General features: G+C 70.5%; 10 protein-coding genes and 1 tRNA gene. 4 read left to right on the top strand and 7 right to left on the bottom strand.

Features of this window, described 5'->3' with window-relative positions; genetic code table 11:
• Positions 1–130: 130 nt before the first annotated feature.
• On the bottom strand, positions 131–1420 hold the full coding sequence (locus tag B0E54_RS01870) for an Ig-like domain-containing protein (protein ID WP_234581413.1): 1290 nt from the start codon (positions 1418–1420) through the stop codon (positions 131–133).
• 252 nt (positions 1421–1672) lie between these two features.
• On the bottom strand, positions 1673–2944 hold the full coding sequence (locus tag B0E54_RS01865) for an Ig-like domain-containing protein (protein WP_234581409.1): 1272 nt from the start codon (positions 2942–2944) through the stop codon (positions 1673–1675).
• A 188-nt stretch (positions 2945–3132) separates the two neighbouring features.
• Between B0E54_RS01865 and B0E54_RS01860 the strand changes: the two genes are divergently transcribed.
• Positions 3133–3208: transfer RNA gene (locus B0E54_RS01860), tRNA-Lys, on the top strand.
• A gap of 87 nt (positions 3209–3295) precedes the next feature.
• On the opposite strand, the gene B0E54_RS01855 is transcribed toward B0E54_RS01860, so the two are convergent.
• From B0E54_RS01855 to B0E54_RS01840, 4 genes are all read right to left on the bottom strand, one after another.
• On the bottom strand, positions 3296–4237 hold the full coding sequence (locus tag B0E54_RS01855) for a GlxA family transcriptional regulator (protein ID WP_234581405.1): 942 nt from the start codon (positions 4235–4237) through the stop codon (positions 3296–3298).
• A 16-nt stretch (positions 4238–4253) separates the two neighbouring features.
• The gene (locus B0E54_RS01850) at positions 4254–4673 is read right to left on the bottom strand and encodes a DUF6010 family protein (RefSeq protein ID WP_234581404.1); all 420 of its coding nucleotides are present in this window, start codon (positions 4671–4673) and stop codon (positions 4254–4256) included.
• Positions 4674–4831: 158 nt separating this feature from the next.
• Positions 4832–6382, bottom strand: a complete 1551-nt coding sequence (locus B0E54_RS01845) for a sigma-70 family RNA polymerase sigma factor (RefSeq protein WP_234581397.1) — start codon at positions 6380–6382, stop codon at positions 4832–4834.
• A gap of 82 nt (positions 6383–6464) precedes the next feature.
• A complete protein-coding gene (locus tag B0E54_RS01840; RefSeq protein ID WP_234581396.1) occupies positions 6465–6935 on the bottom strand; it encodes a TspO/MBR family protein in 471 nt (156 codons plus the stop codon).
• Between the two features lie 273 nt (positions 6936–7208).
• On the opposite strand from B0E54_RS01840, the gene B0E54_RS01835 reads away from it, so the two are divergent.
• The gene (locus B0E54_RS01835; protein ID WP_234581394.1) at positions 7209–9689 is read left to right on the top strand and encodes a M14 family metallopeptidase; all 2481 of its coding nucleotides are present in this window, start codon (positions 7209–7211) and stop codon (positions 9687–9689) included.
• A 124-nt stretch (positions 9690–9813) separates the two neighbouring features.
• A complete protein-coding gene (locus B0E54_RS01830; RefSeq protein WP_234581393.1) occupies positions 9814–11028 on the top strand; it encodes an aromatic acid exporter family protein in 1215 nt (404 codons plus the stop codon).
• Positions 11029–11044: 16 nt separating this feature from the next.
• Here the strand turns inward: B0E54_RS01830 and B0E54_RS01825 are convergent, their stop codons facing one another.
• On the bottom strand, positions 11045–12724 hold the full coding sequence (locus B0E54_RS01825) for a Na+/H+ antiporter (RefSeq protein WP_374109232.1): 1680 nt from the start codon (positions 12722–12724) through the stop codon (positions 11045–11047).
• Between the two features lie 403 nt (positions 12725–13127).
• Here B0E54_RS01825 and B0E54_RS01820 point away from each other — a divergent pair, with 403 nt between their 5' ends.
• On the top strand, positions 13128–16112 hold the full coding sequence (locus tag B0E54_RS01820; RefSeq protein WP_234581392.1) for a glycoside hydrolase family 3 protein: 2985 nt from the start codon (positions 13128–13130) through the stop codon (positions 16110–16112).
• The last annotated feature ends 21 nt before the right edge of the window (positions 16113–16133 follow it).

Below are 16133 nucleotides of genomic sequence, written 5' to 3'. Positions count from 1 at the left end.
CCCCCTCCTCGGAGGGGGCCTGAGTCGTTTTCGGGACTGGCTGGTACATCTCCCGTTCCAGGAAACCGGGGTATCCGGGCTTGTCGGATACCCCGGTTTCCTGGAACTCGGGTCGATTCGGACGGCTGGCTCAGGCGGTCGGCGTGGCGGACGGGGTGCCGGCGCCGTCCGGGGTCGGCGTGGCGTCCGGGTCGGCCGGCGGCTCGTACGGCAGGGCGCTGCCCTTGACGTACTCGTCCCAGCTCATGTTCCAGTCGGTCCAGCCGTTGCCGTTCTGGAGCTTGCGCTCGGTGCCCTTGACCGTGATCGGGTCGCCGATCTGGGTGTTCTTGAATAGCCAGTCGCCGTTGGCCATCGACACGTTCACGCAGCCGTGCGAGACGTTGACGCTGCCCTGCTGCCCCTCGGACCAGGGGGCCGCGTGGATGAACTCGCCACCCCAGGTGAGTCGCTGCGCGAAGTCAATCTTGGTGCGGTAGCCCTCCTCGGGGCCCAGCTCCTCCATCGTGTCGAACACGGTCTTGCGCAGTTTCTCGATCACGACCATCGTCCCGCTGGACGAGGGGGTGCTCTTCTTGCCCAGGCTGACCGGGATGGTCTTGATCACCGAGCCGTTGCGGGTCACCGTCATCCGCTTGGTCTTGTTGTCCACGGTCATGATCAGCGATGAGCCGATCTTGACGTCCACGGAGAGGTCCGAGCGGCCGTAGTAGCCGTCACCCATCGGCAGGCCACCGGCCTGAACGCGGTAGGAGACCTTTGTGTTCGCCTTCCAGAACTCCTTCGGCCGGTACCGGATCTCGGTGGGGCTGACCCAGTGCCAGATGCCCTCCTGGGCCGGCGTCGAGGTCACCGTCATCCGGCGCTGGACGTCGTCGCGGTAGTCCTCCGGGACGGCACGGCTGAACTTCACGATCAGCGGCATCCCGACGCCGACCACCTGGTTGTCGCCGAGGAAGCTGCTCACCCGTACCTGCTTGTCGGGCTTGGCCATCGTGGTGAAGCTGCTGGTCGCCGTGGCCGGCCGGCCGTCGTCGCCGGTGGCGGTGACCGTGGCGGTGTAGCTGGTGCCGTACTCCAGCGCCCCGTTCGGAAGCCACGTCTTGCCATCCTTGGCGAGGGTGCCCTCGACCGCCTTGCCGGCCGCGTCCTTGAGGTCGACAGTGGTCTCCTCGGCGTCCTTCGTGCTGAAGGTGATGCTGGTGGACGCCGGCACGTCCTTGGCGTCCGCCGCCGGCTCACTGATGGTGGCTGCGGCCTTGGGCGCCGGGCTCTCGTCGCCGCCCTGCCACGACGACGGCTTACCGCCGTCGCTGTCGGTGCAGGCGGAGGTGAAGGCCAGCGCCACGGCGAGCAGCCCCGCCGCGAGCACGCGGCGTCGCCCACGGGGCCGGATCAGCTGGTCCTGGCTAGCTCGCATGATGTCCTCACAGTCGTGGTCCCTGACCCATCGTCTCCTAATGACGCGCCAGAACCGGCCCCGGTTGCCGAGGGTGAACCGGAACACGCCGATCAGGATGCCGGATTTTTGTTACTATCCGGCGTTTCGTGATTCGGGCTCGCCTTTGCGGGGGACTGAGGGGTCGCCGCCGCCGTCGTCGCGGCGCGGGCAGTGCAAGGGTACGCGCCGGCCCGTGCCAACGGCAGGGGCCGGCGCGCAGGAGTCGAACCCTCAGAGCATCGGGCCGGAGCCACCCTTGGGCACCGGCAGAGCGCTGCCCTTCACGAACTCCGACCAGCTCAGGCTCCACGCCGTCCAGCCGTTGCCGGCGACGACCTTGCGCTCGGTGCCCTTGATCGTGATCGGATCACCGATCCGCGTCTTGTCGAACAGCCACCTGGCGTTCGCCATCGACACGTTCACGCAGCCGTGCGAGACGTTGGACCGCCCCTGCACATGCTCCGACCAGGGCGCGGCGTGGATGTACTCGCCACCCCAGGTGAGCCGCTGAGCGAAGTCGATCTCGGTGACGTAGCGGTTGGCCGGGTCCGGATCGTCGCGGGTGTCGAAGACCGTGGACTCCTTCTTCTCCATCACGACCATCGTGCCGCTCGACGACGGGGTGCTCTTCTTGCCCAGGCTCACCGGGATGGTCCGGGACAGCGCACCGTTCTCGTACACCGACATCTTCTTCGTGGCGTTGTCGACCTTCATCACGAACGACCGGCCGATCTTGGCGGTGGCCTTGCGGTCGATGTCACCGTACTTGCCGTTGCTCAGCGGCACGCCGGCCAGCGCGATCCGCACGGTGATGGTGGTGCCCGGCTGCCAGTACTCCGGTGCGCGGTAGTAGGCCTGGGTGCCGTTGTCGACCCAGTGCCAGGCGCCCGGCTGCGGCGGATCGGTCTTGACGAACATCCGCTTCTGGACGGCGGCCCGGTCCTTCTTCGGGATGCCCGGGTGGAACTCGGTGACCACCGGCATGGCGACCCCGTAGCTCTTGTCGTCGAAGAGGTAGAGGCCCGACCCGATTGTCGACTTCGGCTTGGCCATCGTGGTGAAGGTGCTGGTGCCCTGGCTCGTCGTGCCGTCGGACCCGGTGGCCGTCACCGTCGCGGTGTAGTTGGTGCCGTACTTCAGGGGAGCCGACGGCACCCAGGCGGAGCCGTCGGTGCGCAGCTTGCCCTCCACCGAGCCCCCGCCGGCCGCGGTCAGGGTGACCGAGGCCACCTTGCCGCCGTCCGGGAGCTTGGCGCTGATCTCCGTGCTCACGGGCTTGTTCTTCGTGCCGTTGGCCGGGCTCAGCGTCAGCGACGGCCCGCTGGGCGCGCTCGACGCGCCCGATGTCGACGGAGCGGCCGATTCGGGTACGGCACTTGCGTCTGTCGACGTACCGCCGACGAATTCCGGCTTCTTCTGCTCGTCGCCGCACCCGGTCAGTGCCAGCGACGCCGCCAGGGTCAGAGCGCCCACCACCGCCCCGGCTCGCGTGAACCGTGCCATCCCCACCTCTGTTCTCGCGTACCTGGCGGACATCGTGCCGTATCAGTGCCGCGACCCACGCCCCCGTCCCGGGGCTGACGGCCGGTTTGTGGCCATATGCCCAATAAGCTCGACCGAAGGGGGGAGCCGGGTAACCGGATTGGAGCCCGGGTTGGCGGGGTGCTAATGTTCTCTCCGTTGCCGATCGAGCGCCGCTAGCTCAACTGGCAGAGCAGCGGACTCTTAATCCGCGGGTTCGGGGTTCGAGTCCCTGGCGGCGCACCAACGAGCTAGACCCCGACGTGGCAGATCTCTGCCAGGCCGGGGTCTTTTTCGTCTCTCGCGCACCCTCGACCATCCCGCGCGCCGCCGTCAGCCACCGCGAAAGCTACGCCGGTACGCCTGCGGGCTGGTGCCGGTGATTCGCTTGAAGCGGTCCCGAAAGGCGGTGGTGGAGCCGAACCCGACCTGCGTCGCCACCCGGTCGACGGGTTGGGCGGTGGTCTCCAGGAGGTGCTGCGCCCGGTGGACGCGGACCCGGTGCAGCCATCGCAGAGGCGTGGTCCCGGTCTGGTCGCGGAACCGCCGGTTCAACGTCCGGGTACTCATCCCGGCATGGCGGGCGATGTCGGCGAGGGTCAGCTCACGCCGGGAGTTGTCGCGCATCCAGGCCAGCAGCGGTTCCAGGGTCGCCCCCTCGGGGGCCGGTGGTTCGTGCGTGATGAACTGCGCCTGTCCGCCCGCGCGTTCCAGCGGCATGACGGACAACCTCGCCACCTCGGCGGCGACGGCTGCGCCGTGGTCGCGGCGGACCAGATGCAGGCACAGGTCGAGCCCTGCGGCGGCGCCGGCGGAGGTCAGGAACTGGCCGCTGTCCACGTAGAGCACGTTGGGGTCGACCCGCACCCGCGGATGCTGAGCGGCGAGCTGGTCGGTGGCGACCCAGTGCGTCGTGGCACGGTGTCCGTCGAGCAGGCCGGTGGCGGCGAGGGTGAACGCGCCGCCGCAGATCGAGGCGATCCGGGCGCCGTTCGCGGCGGCCGCGCGCAGCGAGTCGAGGACCGCGGGAGGCGTCGCCGCGCCGGGGTCGGAGACACCCGGCACGATCACGGTGTCGGCGTCGGCCAGGACGTCCAGGCCCCACGGCACCGCGATGCTGAACGCGCCCGCGGTGACCGTCGGTGTGGCGGCGCAGACGAGGACGCGGTAGCCGGCGCTGCCGTCGGGCAGGCGGGTGCGCTGGAAGACCTCCATCGGGGTGGACAGGTCGAACGGGACGACGCTGTCGAGGGCGAGCACGGCCACCGTGTGCATGGCGAAATTCAACCAGTCAGGGCTGTGCGGTGACCGGTGGGCGCGTGCCGGCCGGGCGCCGCGCGACCCGGTCGTACAGGTCTCGGACCGACAGGCCGCCGGTGCAGCACCAGAGCGCGATCACCGGGTCGCAGAGCGCGCAGCCGAACGACGAGTCGTGCAGCGACGCGATGATCGGGGTGCCGCGCCTGTGGTGCAGCACGTCCCAGACCGTGTGCAGGAGCCATCCGACGCCGATGAAGGTGTACGAGGTGAGCCCGGCGTATCCCACCACCAGCAGCAGCGCGCAGAAGGCCAGCTCCCACAGCCCGAACCCGCCACCGCTGATGTAGGCGGCCCCGGCGCCGGTGACGACGAGCGCGTTCAGGCGCCGCCGGTGCGGCTCCGGCACGAGGGAGTTGAGCCCGACGTAGACCAGCCCGATCACCACAGGCATGACATAACGAAGCACGATCCAGCCCGTTCCCGTTGGCGGAAAGCCTGTCGGAAGGAGCGTAGGAAAGGCCCGCCGCCGAGGACGAGAGGCGAAAATGCCAGGGTCCGCCTGATTCTCGCCACCCGTCCCCGGCGGGGTCCCGCCCGGGCCGGCGAGCCTCAGTAGTCGATGTTGATGGCGGCGATCTGGCGGGTGCCGTTGGAGACGATGGCCGGGCCGGCGAAGCGGGAGCTGGCGTAGGTCAGCGCGTCCTTGTGCGCGGGACTGTTGAACCAGACCTCGATCATCTGCTCGGGCGTGGCGGTGCCCGAGGACGCGAACAGGACCTCGTGGCCGCAGTGCGTCATCGTGCCCGCGTCCAGGTTCTGCTTCACGCAGGCCTCCGCGGCGCGTTGCTCGTTCGTGCGCATCGCGACCTCGGGCAGCCCGAGCGCGCGGCGCCGCTCGTTGAGCAGCACCAGCAGGCGTTGTTCGGCGGCGGACACCCCGGCCGAGGAGCCGGCCGAGGAGCCGGTTGACGCCTTGGCCGACCTGGTCGGTGCGGTGGTCGGCTTCGGTCGTTTGGTGGGCGTCGCCGACCTGGTGGGGGTGGGGCTCGGGCGCGCGGCGGTCGGGGAGGGCTCGGGCGCTGCCGGTGACTGTGACACGATCGCGGGTTCGCCGGCCTCGGCGGCGAATTCGGTGATCGCGGTCGAGGGCTCGGCGCCGGTGGCGCTCGCCGGCTGTTGCCTCGGGCCGCCGGTGTAGTTGGCCAGGACGAGCCCACCCCCTCCCACCAGTGCGACAGCCGCGACGGCGCCGACCAGCGTCTTGGGTAGGGACAGTGCCGTGACGCGGGCCTGGTGCCACAACCCGGCCTTCGCGTGCGCCCCTGCCGAGGCAGCGCCAGGCGTCGCGGAGGCGAGGTTCACCCGGTGTGTGACGTCCGAGGCGAGGCGGGACGGGATCGGCGTGAGCGCGAGCCCGGCCAGCAGCCGTTCGGCCGGCACCAGGTCGGAGGTGGTGTTCGGGCAGTGCGCGCAGGTGCGGATGTGCCGCGCCAGCCGCTTGCGCCACACCGGCGCCGGTTGACCGTCCCAGTCGGCGGCCGTGTCGAGGAGGCCGGCGCAGCCGGGCCGGGCGATGAGGGCCCGCACCACCAGCCGAGCGGTGTCCAACTGCGCCTTCATCCGGGCCACGCGGACGGTCACGTGGTGCGGGTCGATCTGCAACGCGTCGACCAGGTCGGCGCGGGACAGGTGACCGGCCTCGACCAGCCACCACAGGGAGAGCAGGTGGCGGTGGTCGTCGTCCAGCCAGCGCGTGGCCAGGACCACCTCCCGGCGCTGATCGGACAGGCGCAGCTGGGTCAGGGTCAGATCCTCGAAGTCCGAACCCGGGGCGACCATGTTGTCGATGTCCTCCGGCGGCGTCGGTGTGGTGTGCCGGTGCTGCCGGTAGGCGCGGACCTCGTTCATGGTGACGGCGACCAGCCAGGACCGGAAGAGCCGCGGATCGCGTACGCCCGCCAGCCCTCGTACGACGCTCAACATCGTGTTCTGCACGACGTCGTCGACGTCCGCGGACCGATTCAGCGCCCGGCCCACGATGTTGTACACAAGTGGCAGGTAGTGCGAGACCAACTCGTCCGTCGCGGCGTGGTCACCGCGGCGGGCCGCGTCCACCACCGCCGACAGGTCGGTTCTGTTCGGGTACGCGTGATAGGTCACGCTCACAACCTCGCCTTCACGGGACATCGTCGTACACCGTGGAGATTGGTTGCGAGCCGCCCAGGTCACACAAACTGAGCTGTCACCTGTTGCTGTTGAGGTGGACGATGGCGCCGTTGAGCGCGGTGGCGAAGAGCGTCCACGCGGCGTACGGGGCCAGCGCGGCACCCGCGACCGGGTCGACCCGGGAGGCGCGGCGGACGAGCGCGAAGTTCGAGGCGTTGAGCGCGGCGATCTCGGCCAGCGCGACGGTGGGCCTGCGGGCCTTGAAGAACAACGCGCTCCAGCCGAAGTTGAGAGCCAGGTTGAGCGCGTAGGCGCGGGTGAAGGCGGCGCGATCGGCACCGTCGGTGCGGTCCAGTACGCGGGCGCCGGCCACCGCGATCAACGCGTACAGCGGCGTCCACGCCAACGGGAACGCCACCGGCGGTGGCTGCCAGCTCGGCTTGCGCAGCCGCCGGTACCAGCCGTTGGAGGTGTCGTTCACCGCTGTCCCGGCGGCGGCCGTAACGGTGACCGCCGCTGCGGTCTTGACCAGGGTCGGTAGTCGCATGGTGTTCAGCTACCCGGCCGGCGGCGGATCAACCACGGGTGGTCACCGGGGCTGGGTGAAGGCGGGCGACCGCAGCCACCGGCGATGCCTCAAGTAATGCTCAAATTACGTTGATCCCGGCCGATGCCGATGAAGATCCGCATACGCTCACCGGACTCGCGCAGAGCCCCCGGACCTTCTCGCCACGCCAGCCATCACCCGTGCTCAGACCCAGGATGCGCGAGCGTCATCCGTCCGTCCTATGTGGATCAGTGGGAACACGAAGGAGGGGATATGCGACGCAGACAACGGCGCATCGCGTTTGTGGTGCTGCCCGCCCTGATGGCGGGCGTCCTCGTGTCGACCGGGCCGGCGGGCGCGGATCCCGCGGGCCCGACCGCCACGGCCGGCTCCGCGCCATCCCAGCTTGGGGCCGTGGACCAGGTACGCCGCGTACACGTCAGGCTGGCCGGCGCCGACATGCTGGACAAGGTCGTCGCTGCCGGCTTCGACCTCGAACACGGCCTCCGGCGCGTGCCGACCGGCATCGAGGGCGAGGCGGTCGTCACCACCGAGCAGATCACCGAACTGACGGCGATGGGCGTCGAGGTCCTCGGCGCCGGCGTCGGGTTCGGCTGGAGTGACGAGGCCGATGGCGGCATCGCGGGCGCTGCCGCGCGGGTGGCGCAACCGGCCAGCCACGAGGCGACGGTGCGGATCGCCCGTGCCGACTGGTTCACCACCAAGGGCCAGGGCTTCCTCTACGTCGAGGCGCGCACCACCGAGGGGCAGCAGGCCGAACCGGTCGTCGAGATGCAGCTCGAGAACGACTCGGGCCGGGCCACGCCGTTCGGCTTCGCCCGGACGATGAGCCGCTTCGTCGACTCGGGGCAGTACATGTTCCACCGCAACCTGTTCAAGCTCGACGCGCGCCCGAACCAGATCCGGGTCACGAGCTCAACCGGCGGCGTCGCCACCGGCACGGTCTCCGACTGGCTTGAGGACGCTCCGCCACCGCTGACGGCGAACCCGTCCTACAAGTCCGACTTCGTGGACGGCTACCGGCACCCGCAGCAGCTCTACAGCCGCGCGACGGAGATCGCCCGCCAGTACCCGGACATCGCCGAGATCGTCTACCTCCCGAACCAGACCAACGGCTACCAGCGCAAGGCGCAGGCCACGATCGGCGGTACGGGTCAGTCGGCAGTCGTGGTCAGCTCGGCGGCGTGGGGCCACGAGGGTGGCAACGACGTCACTGTCGAGTTCGTGGACCGGCCGGGGGCGGATCTCCCGCTCACCGTGGAGGTCGCGGGCAAGGCGGTCCGCGTCCTGCTCGGCACTGACGCCTCCGGTGCGCCGGCGAGTACGGCCACCCAGGTGGCGGACGCGCTGACGACCCGGTCCCAGGGCCTCATCGACCGGGCGCACCCGTACCGCACCAACGCGGGCACCGGCATCGTCGCCCCGACGGGCGGCCCGGTCGCGTTGACCGACTTCCTCGACCAGAAGCGCGTCGGCGCACCGGACGGTGAGGTGCCGCGGGGCCCGGTCACCATCCCCGTCCTGCGGATCGGCAAGCACCGTGACGGCAGCAAGCCCGGCGTTCTCATCCAGGCGCAGGACCACGCCCGCGAGTGGGTGCCGGCGACGACCAGCCTGGAGTCGGCCGAGCGCCTGGTGCACAACTACCGGTCCGACCGGGAGACGAAGAAGATCGTCGAGAACACCGACGTCTTCTTCATCCTCTCCAACAACCCCGACGGGGCGAACTACAGCTTCTACAACTTCGCCTCCCAGCGGAAGAACATGACGAACCACTGCCCGGACGCGACCGCCGACCCGGGGCAGCGGAACTCCTGGGGCGTCGACCTGAACCGGAACTACCGGGTCGGGTCGGGCCACGACGGCTACGCGGGAGGGTCGACCAACTGCGTCAGCGGCACCTACCAGGGGCCGGAGGAGCTGTCCGAGCCCGAGTCGAAGAACATCATCTGGCTGGTCGAGAAGTTTTCGAACATCAAGTTCATGATGTCCGTGCACTCCAACGGCGGGCAGCTGTTCTGGCAGCCCGGTGCGTACATCGCGGACGGGCGGATCACCACGCCGCGTCCGCCGCTGGGCGACGAGGCGTTCTACTGGCAGTCGGCGTCCCGGATCCTGTCGCAGGTCAAGGCGCACCGGGAGACGGTCGTCACGCCGGAGAACGTCGGCGGCTCGTCCGACGTCCTCTACTCCTCCGCGGGCAACGTGCGCGAGGACCTGTACTACACCTACGGGATCTACGCGTTCGGCTGGGAGGTCGGTGGCTCCGTCTACAACCCGGCCACCGGCGACTGGCAGGGCGGCTCGTTCCAGCCGGAGTGGGTGGGAAACCCCGAGCTGGTCAGCGGCCACGCCGAGACGATGGAGTACGCAAACGGGATCATGGAGATGTTCCGGGTCGCGGCGGACTGGGGCCGGGATCGGAAGAACCCGACGTCCAAGCTCGTTCCCGGCGCCGGGACGTACCGCGGGCCGGTCGACGTGCGCTTCGAGACGAGCGAGCCGGCCACCATCTACTACACGACCGACGGCAGCCGACCCACGCTCCAGTCGCCGCGCTATGCGGCGACCGAGTTCCGGGAGCCGGGGCAGGTGTTCCACGTGACCGAGACGACGACGTTCCGCTGGTTCTCGGTGGACAGCGCCGGCAACATCGAGAAGAACTACGACCCGACGAAGAACGACAGACGCAACAACTACCGTACGGCGACCATCAAGATCGCCAAGAGGTAGTCCGCGTACCGTGATCGTCGCCCCGCCGGTCGGTGTCACCAGCACCGGCGGGGCGGCGGTCAACAGCGCCCGCGCGGGCGTCGGCGGCACGGATAGGTCCGCGTCCGGTGGGTATGCGGCGCGCATGCCCGCGAGTGAGGATTCGGCAGCCGAACCGGGCCCACCACCGCACGGGCCGTCTCGCGCCGCCCGGGCGTTCGCCGCACTGCGGGAGCGGGCGCGCGAGGCGTGGCGCGTACGCGCCTGGCGTTTCCGGCTCTACGGGCTGCTCGCCGTGCAGGCCGCCGTCGCCGCGGCGCTCGCGTGGTTCGTCGTGTACCGGTTCCTCGGCAATCCGTCGCCGGTCTTCGCGCCCACCACTGCGGTCGGCATCGCGGCCGCCTCGATGGGTTCCCGCCTGCGACGCACCATCGAGTTGCTGGTCGGGGTGGTGCTCGGGCTCGCCGTGGGTGACACGCTCATGCCGCTGTTCGGTATCGGCCCGTGGCAGACCGGTGGGGTCGTCCTGTTGGCGATCATCGTGGCCATCCTGCTCAAGGGTGGCGGTTCGCTGCTCACCCAGGCCGGCGGTACGGCGGTGCTCATCGCCACCCTCGAACCACCAGTCCGTGACCTGTCCATCCCCCGGTTCGTGGACGCCACGGTCGGAGGGCTGATCGGGTTGGCGGTCAGTCTGCTGCTGGTGCCCATCCATCCGCGGCGGACACTGCACCGACTGGCCGAGCCCGTGGTCGGCCCCGCGGTGGTCGCCATGCACCACCTGGCGGCGGCGCTGCGCGTGCGTGATCTCGGGCAGGCGGAGCAGGCCCTGCGCGAGCTGCGGAACATCGGCCCGCAGATCATCGCGTTACGGGACGGGCTGCAGGCCGCCCAGGAGGTGGTGCGACTCGCGCCGCTGCGCTGGAACGAACGCGACTCGTTCGCCCTCCACGCGGAGTCGATCCGACATCTGGAACGCAGCCTGCACAGTTGCCGGTCTCTGGCGAGGCGGCTCACGACGGCGCTCAAGGACGACGAGCCGCTGCCGGAGGAGCTCTCCGCCGCCATCGACCTGCTGGCCGACAGCGCGCAGGAGCTGCGTGCAGCGATCATCGCCCGGGAGGAGCCACGGGAGCCGCGCGAGCGGATCCTGGAGGCGGTCGAGCTGGTCGGACGCGCGCAGGGCGGGTCCGTCCGCGACCCCACCCGCCTGCACAGTCACCGACTGGGCTACTCCGGGATGATCGCCGTGGGCGAGTTCCGGACCATCGCCCACGACCTGCTCATCGCCAGCGGCCTGGACCCCGAGAAGGGCGCGGCGCTGGTGCGCCTGGCGATAGGCCGGGGCCAGCACGACTGACCGCAGGGTCGGCCGGTCAGCTGGACGTCCGCTTGGGCAGCAGCAGCTCCTCGTGATCGAGTTCGCGTTCCAGGACGCGCAGTTCCTCGTCGGGCAGCCGACCGCTGTCCCGCCAGCGCACGAGTTCCTCCCGCTGGGCGTCGATCGCCGTCCGGCGGACCTGGAGCGCCGTCTCGTACTGCGGTGAGGTCGGTATCTCGGACGACTCGCTCTGTTCGAGCAGGTCGAGCCGTCCGCGGTAGCGCGCCAGGCGGGCCAGCAACTGGGTGCGGGTGGTGTTGACGGCCACCCCGCTGTCCGGGTCCTCGGCGGCGACCTCGTCCAGGCGGGCCAGAGCGGCCTCGACCGCCGCCGAGCGGGCCTCGTTGCGGACGCGGGCCTGGTCGGTCTCATTGGCGCGTAGCCCGAGCCTGCGCACGAGCGGCGCGAACGTCAGGCCCTGCCCGACGAGTGTGACCAGGACGACCACGAAGGTGCAGAACAGCAGCAGGTCGCGGTCGGGGAAGGGGGCGCCGCTGCGGGTGGTCAACGGCAGGGTGAAGATCGCGGCCAGGCTGATGACACCACGGGTGCCCGACCAGCTCAGCGCGGTCACCTCGCGTGGGGACAGCCGTTGGGCGTTGCGGTCGGCGCGGGCGATCTGGCGGGCGCTGCCGGGCTCGTCGCTGTCGTCCTGCTCGGAGACGCCGCCCAGCCGGGTGTGCAGCGACCGGGGGAGGGACTGGGTCAGCACCAGCCAGGCGGGGCGCAGCAGCAGCACCACGCCTACCGACACCGCGACGGCGATGACGATTGTCGACGTCTCGTACTGGCGCAGGCCCTTCACGACCTCGGGGAGCTGCTGGCCGATCAGCAGGAAGACGAAGCCTTCGAGGAGGAAGTCGACAAGCCGCCACACGGCGCTGGTCTGCAACCGGGCGGCCCCGGAGCCGAGCTGGGGCGTCTGGTGGCCGACGATCAGCCCGGCGATCACCACGGCGAGCACCCCGGAGACGTGCAGCTCCTCGCCCAGCAGGTAGGCCACGAACGGTGTCGCGAGCGAGATGGCGTTGGACATCAACGGGTCGGTGGTGAGCGGTCGGGCCAGCCGGACCAGCCAGGCGACTGCGGCGCCAACTGCGATTCCGCCGACCGCCGCCAGCAGGAACTTCGCCACGGCTCCCGGGAACGAGAACTCGCCGCCCACGGCTGCGGCCACCGCGACGCTGAGCATCGTCAGGGCTGTGGCGTCGTTCAGCAGCCCCTCGCCCTGGATGATCGTGACCATCTTCGGCGGCAGGTTGACCCGGCGGCCCACCGCGAGGGCGGCCACCGGGTCGGGCGGCGCGACGGCGGCGCCGACCGCGATCCCGGCAGCGAGTGTCGCGCCGGCGACGAACAGGTGGAACCCGATGCCGACGAGCACTCCGGTGAGGAGCACCAGCAGCACGGACAGGCTGACCACGATGCGCAGGTTGCGGCGGATGTCCAGCAGCGAGGAGTCCAGCGCGGCGCTGTAGAGCAACGGCGGCAGCACGACCATGAGCACGAGGTCGGGATCCAGCTCGATGTTGGGGCCGGGGAGCAGCGCGTACGCGATGCCGATGAGCGGCAGCAGCGCGGCCGCCGGCAGGCCGGTGCGGGCCGCGACCCATCGCACGGCGACGATGACCGCGACGGCGGCGAGCACGAACAGCAACATCGAGTGCGTGCTCACCTGGTGACGTCCCCCTCGAGCGGCGCGGAGCGGATTTCTGCTGTCGACTGCGGGCTCGTGACCGAGCGACCGGTCGTAGCTGTCCGGCCGCGCGCGTCGATGCCGTGCCGACAGCGCAGCACGCAGCGATAACGAGTTTACCCGCTTGATCAACGGAGCCGCCTGGTCGACGAACGGGTGGGGCCCTGCCCGGCCGGGCGCCGCCCGCCGACCACTGGTGCATCCCATCGGCTCGCATCTATAGTTGCCGAAAATCACCAGATCATGGCCGTGGTCCCTGCGGCCGGATCGTCGAAGCGCTTCGACGATTCGTCGTTCAGGCCCGTCAACCGGGTGTCGAGCCTGGCCACGCCGGTCTCGGCGTCCTTCGTGGCGTCGCTCGTACGACATGAGGAGAAACCGCATGCGGAACAGGCGCCTTCGGCGCGGGATCACCGCGCTCGCGCTCGCACTGCTCGTCCTACCGGCCGTTCCCGGCACGGCGCACGCCGAACCCACCTACCCGTTCCGAGATCCCCACCTGCCCGTGCAGGCCCGGGTCGACGACCTGCTCGGCCGGCTCACCCTGGACGAGAAGGTCTCGTGGCTGCACCAGTACCAGCCGGCGGTTCCCCGGCTGGGCATCGGCCTGTTCAAGACCGGCACCGAGGCGCTGCACGGGGTCGCCTGGTCCACCGACATCGACAACAACGGCGCGGTCGTGAAGGCTCGCGGCACGTCCTTCCCGCAGCCGGTGGGCATGGCGAGCACCTGGGACACCGACCTGATCCAGCGGGTCGGCTCGGCCGTGGGCGACGAGGCGCGCGGCTACCACGCGCAGAACCCCCGGGTCTGGGGCCTCAACCTCTGGGCGCCGGTGGTCAACCTGCTCCGTGACCCTCGGTGGGGGCGGAACGAGGAGGGCTACTCCGAGGATCCGCTGCTCACGGCGAAGATCTCCACCGCGTACGGCTCGGGGATGACCGGCGGGGACCCGGACCACCTCAAGAGCGCACCGACCCTCAAGCACTACCTGGCCTACAACAACGAGGTCCGGCGCGACGTCACCTCGTCGAACGTGCCCCCACGGGTCCTCAACGAGTACGACCGCGCGGCCTTCCGGCCGGCCATCGCCGCCGACGCGGCGACCGGGGTGATGGCCTCGTACAACCTGGTCAACGGTCGTCCCGCCACGGTTGACCCGGACCTGGCGACTGTGGTGCGCGGCTGGACCGACCAGCCGCTGATGAATGTCACCGACGCCTGGGCGCCGAACAACCTGGTCGCTTCGCAGGGCTACTACGCCACCCAGCCTGAGGCGAACGCCGCGATCATCAAGGCCGGCGTCAACAGCTTCATCACCGACGACACGAACGCCCAGCCGACGGTCACCGCCATCAAGCAGGCCCTCGCCTCCGGCCTGCTCACCGAGGCGGACATCGACGCCCGGATCTCCGAGACCCTGAACGTCCGGTTCCGCCTCGGTGAGTTCGACCCGGGAGGCGGCCGCTACGGCGGCATCACCCCGGACGTCATCAACAGCCCCGAGCACCAGCGGCTGGCGCGGCAGGCCGCCGGTGCGGCGATGGTGCTGCTGAAGAACTCCCGACAGGCCCTTCCGCTCAACCCGTCCCGGACCCGCAAGGTGGCCGTGCTCGGCCCGTTGGCCGACACCCTCTACTCCGACTGGTACGGCGCCGACCTGCCGTACGAGGTGACCGCGCTGGACGGCATCCGCGAGCGGCTGGGCGGCTCTGCCAGCGTCAGCGGGCTCGACGGCGCGGACCGGATCGCCCTGAAGGACCCGGCGACCGGCCGGTACGTCACGGCCACCGGCACCACCGACGCCGACCCGGTCGCCGCGACCGGTGCCACCGCCTCGCTCGCCGCCCAGTTCGACGCGGTGGACTGGGGCCAGGGTGTGGTGACGCTGCGCAACGCTGCCAACGGCCGCTACCTCGGCTACAACTGGGGGCCCTTCATCACCCGCGACGAACAGCCGAACGGCTGGTACGTCCAGCAGCAGTTCATGCTGGAGCCGCAGGCCGACGGTACCGTCGCGCTGCGCTACACCGGCTACGAGACGACCGAGAGCTGGTTCGGCGCCAACACGTACGTCACGGTCGGCGACGGCGGCGCCCTCACGCTCGGCGCGTCCACCGCGGCGGACGCGACCCACTTCGCCCGCGAGGTGATCAGCAGCGGAGTCGACCGCGCCGTCGCGGCGGCCAAGGCGGCCGACACCGCCGTCCTGGTCGTCGGCAGTAACCCGTTCATCAACGGACGCGAGGCGCACGACCGCACCTCGACGGCGTTGAGCGCCGGCCAGGAAGCGCTGGTCAAGGCGGTGACCAAGGCCAACCCGCACACCGTGCTGGTGCTCCAGACCAGCTACCCGGTCACCATCGGCTGGGAGCAGGAGCACGTTCCGGCGATCGTCTGGACCACCCACGCGGGCGCCGAGACCGGGCACGCCGTCGCCGACGTCCTGTTCGGCGACCGCAACCCGTCCGGCAAGCTCACCCAGACCTGGTACCGCTCGGACCGGCAACTACCGCCGGACCTGCTGGAGTACGACATCATCTCGTCCGGGCAGACCTACCTCTACAGCACCGCGAAGCCGCTCTATCCGTTCGGCCACGGGCTGTCGTACACCCGCTTCCGGTACGGCCAGCCCCGCACCGACGCCCGCTCGGTCGCGGCCGACGGCACGATCTCGGTAAGCGTCGACGTGACCAACACCGGCAGCCGAGCCGGGTCCGAGGTCGTCCAGCTCTACACCCACCAGCGCACCTCCCGGGTGAAGACCCCGATCCGGGCGCTCAAGGCGTTCCAGCGGGTGCAGCTCGCACCCGGGCAGACCCGGGCCGTGACGCTCCGGCTGCCCGTCGCCGACCTGGCGAACTGGGACGTCACCCGCAGCCGGTGGGTGGTCGAGTCGTCCACGTACGACCTGCTGGTCGGCACGAACGCGGACGACATCCGGGCACGGACGGCGGTCGCGGTGCGCGGTGCGACGATCCCGGCCCGGGACCTCTCCCGGACCACTCGGGCCGAGAACTTCGACAGGTACGCGGGGGTCCGGCTCGTCGACGAGACGAAGGCGCGGGGTACGGCCGTCGGCGCCACCGCCGCCGGTCAGTGGATCGCCTTCGCCGGTTCCGCGCTGCGCCCCGGCGCCCACACCTTCACGGCGAGGGTCGCCAGGGCGGCGGTGGGTGCCGGCACGATTCAGGTCCGGCTGGGTTCGCCCACCGGCCGGCTGCTCGGCACGGCCACCGTGCCCAGCACCGGCGACGACTACCGGTACGTGAGCGTCAGCGCCGAGGTGGCCCGGACCGCCGGCACTCACGACGTGTACCTGGTGTTCGACTCCGCGCTGCGGCTGGCGGACTTCTCCCTCAGATGACGCGTCGGCTCGGGCCGGGGT

This window comes from Micromonospora sp. MH99, from assembly GCF_021442385.1.
In the GTDB taxonomy this organism is placed as follows: domain Bacteria; phylum Actinomycetota; class Actinomycetes; order Mycobacteriales; family Micromonosporaceae; genus Micromonospora.
This window is presented reverse-complemented; position numbering and strand designations above follow the sequence as displayed.

Excerpts from the sequence above, each read along its gene's own strand:
- B0E54_RS01870 (WP_234581413.1), bottom strand. The coding sequence starts at position 1,420 with ATGCGAGCTAGCCAGGACCAGCTGATCCGGCCCCGTGGGCGACGCCGC.
- B0E54_RS01865 (WP_234581409.1), bottom strand. The coding sequence starts at position 2,944 with ATGGCACGGTTCACGCGAGCCGGGGCGGTGGTGGGCGCTCTGACCCTG.
- B0E54_RS01855 (WP_234581405.1), bottom strand. The coding sequence starts at position 4,237 with ATGCACACGGTGGCCGTGCTCGCCCTCGACAGCGTCGTCCCGTTCGAC.
- B0E54_RS01850 (WP_234581404.1), bottom strand. The coding sequence starts at position 4,673 with ATGCCTGTGGTGATCGGGCTGGTCTACGTCGGGCTCAACTCCCTCGTG.
- B0E54_RS01840 (WP_234581396.1), bottom strand. The coding sequence starts at position 6,935 with ATGCGACTACCGACCCTGGTCAAGACCGCAGCGGCGGTCACCGTTACG.
- B0E54_RS01835 (WP_234581394.1), top strand. The coding sequence starts at position 7,209 with ATGCGACGCAGACAACGGCGCATCGCGTTTGTGGTGCTGCCCGCCCTG.
- B0E54_RS01830 (WP_234581393.1), top strand. The coding sequence starts at position 9,814 with ATGCCCGCGAGTGAGGATTCGGCAGCCGAACCGGGCCCACCACCGCAC.
- B0E54_RS01820 (WP_234581392.1), top strand. The coding sequence starts at position 13,128 with ATGCGGAACAGGCGCCTTCGGCGCGGGATCACCGCGCTCGCGCTCGCA.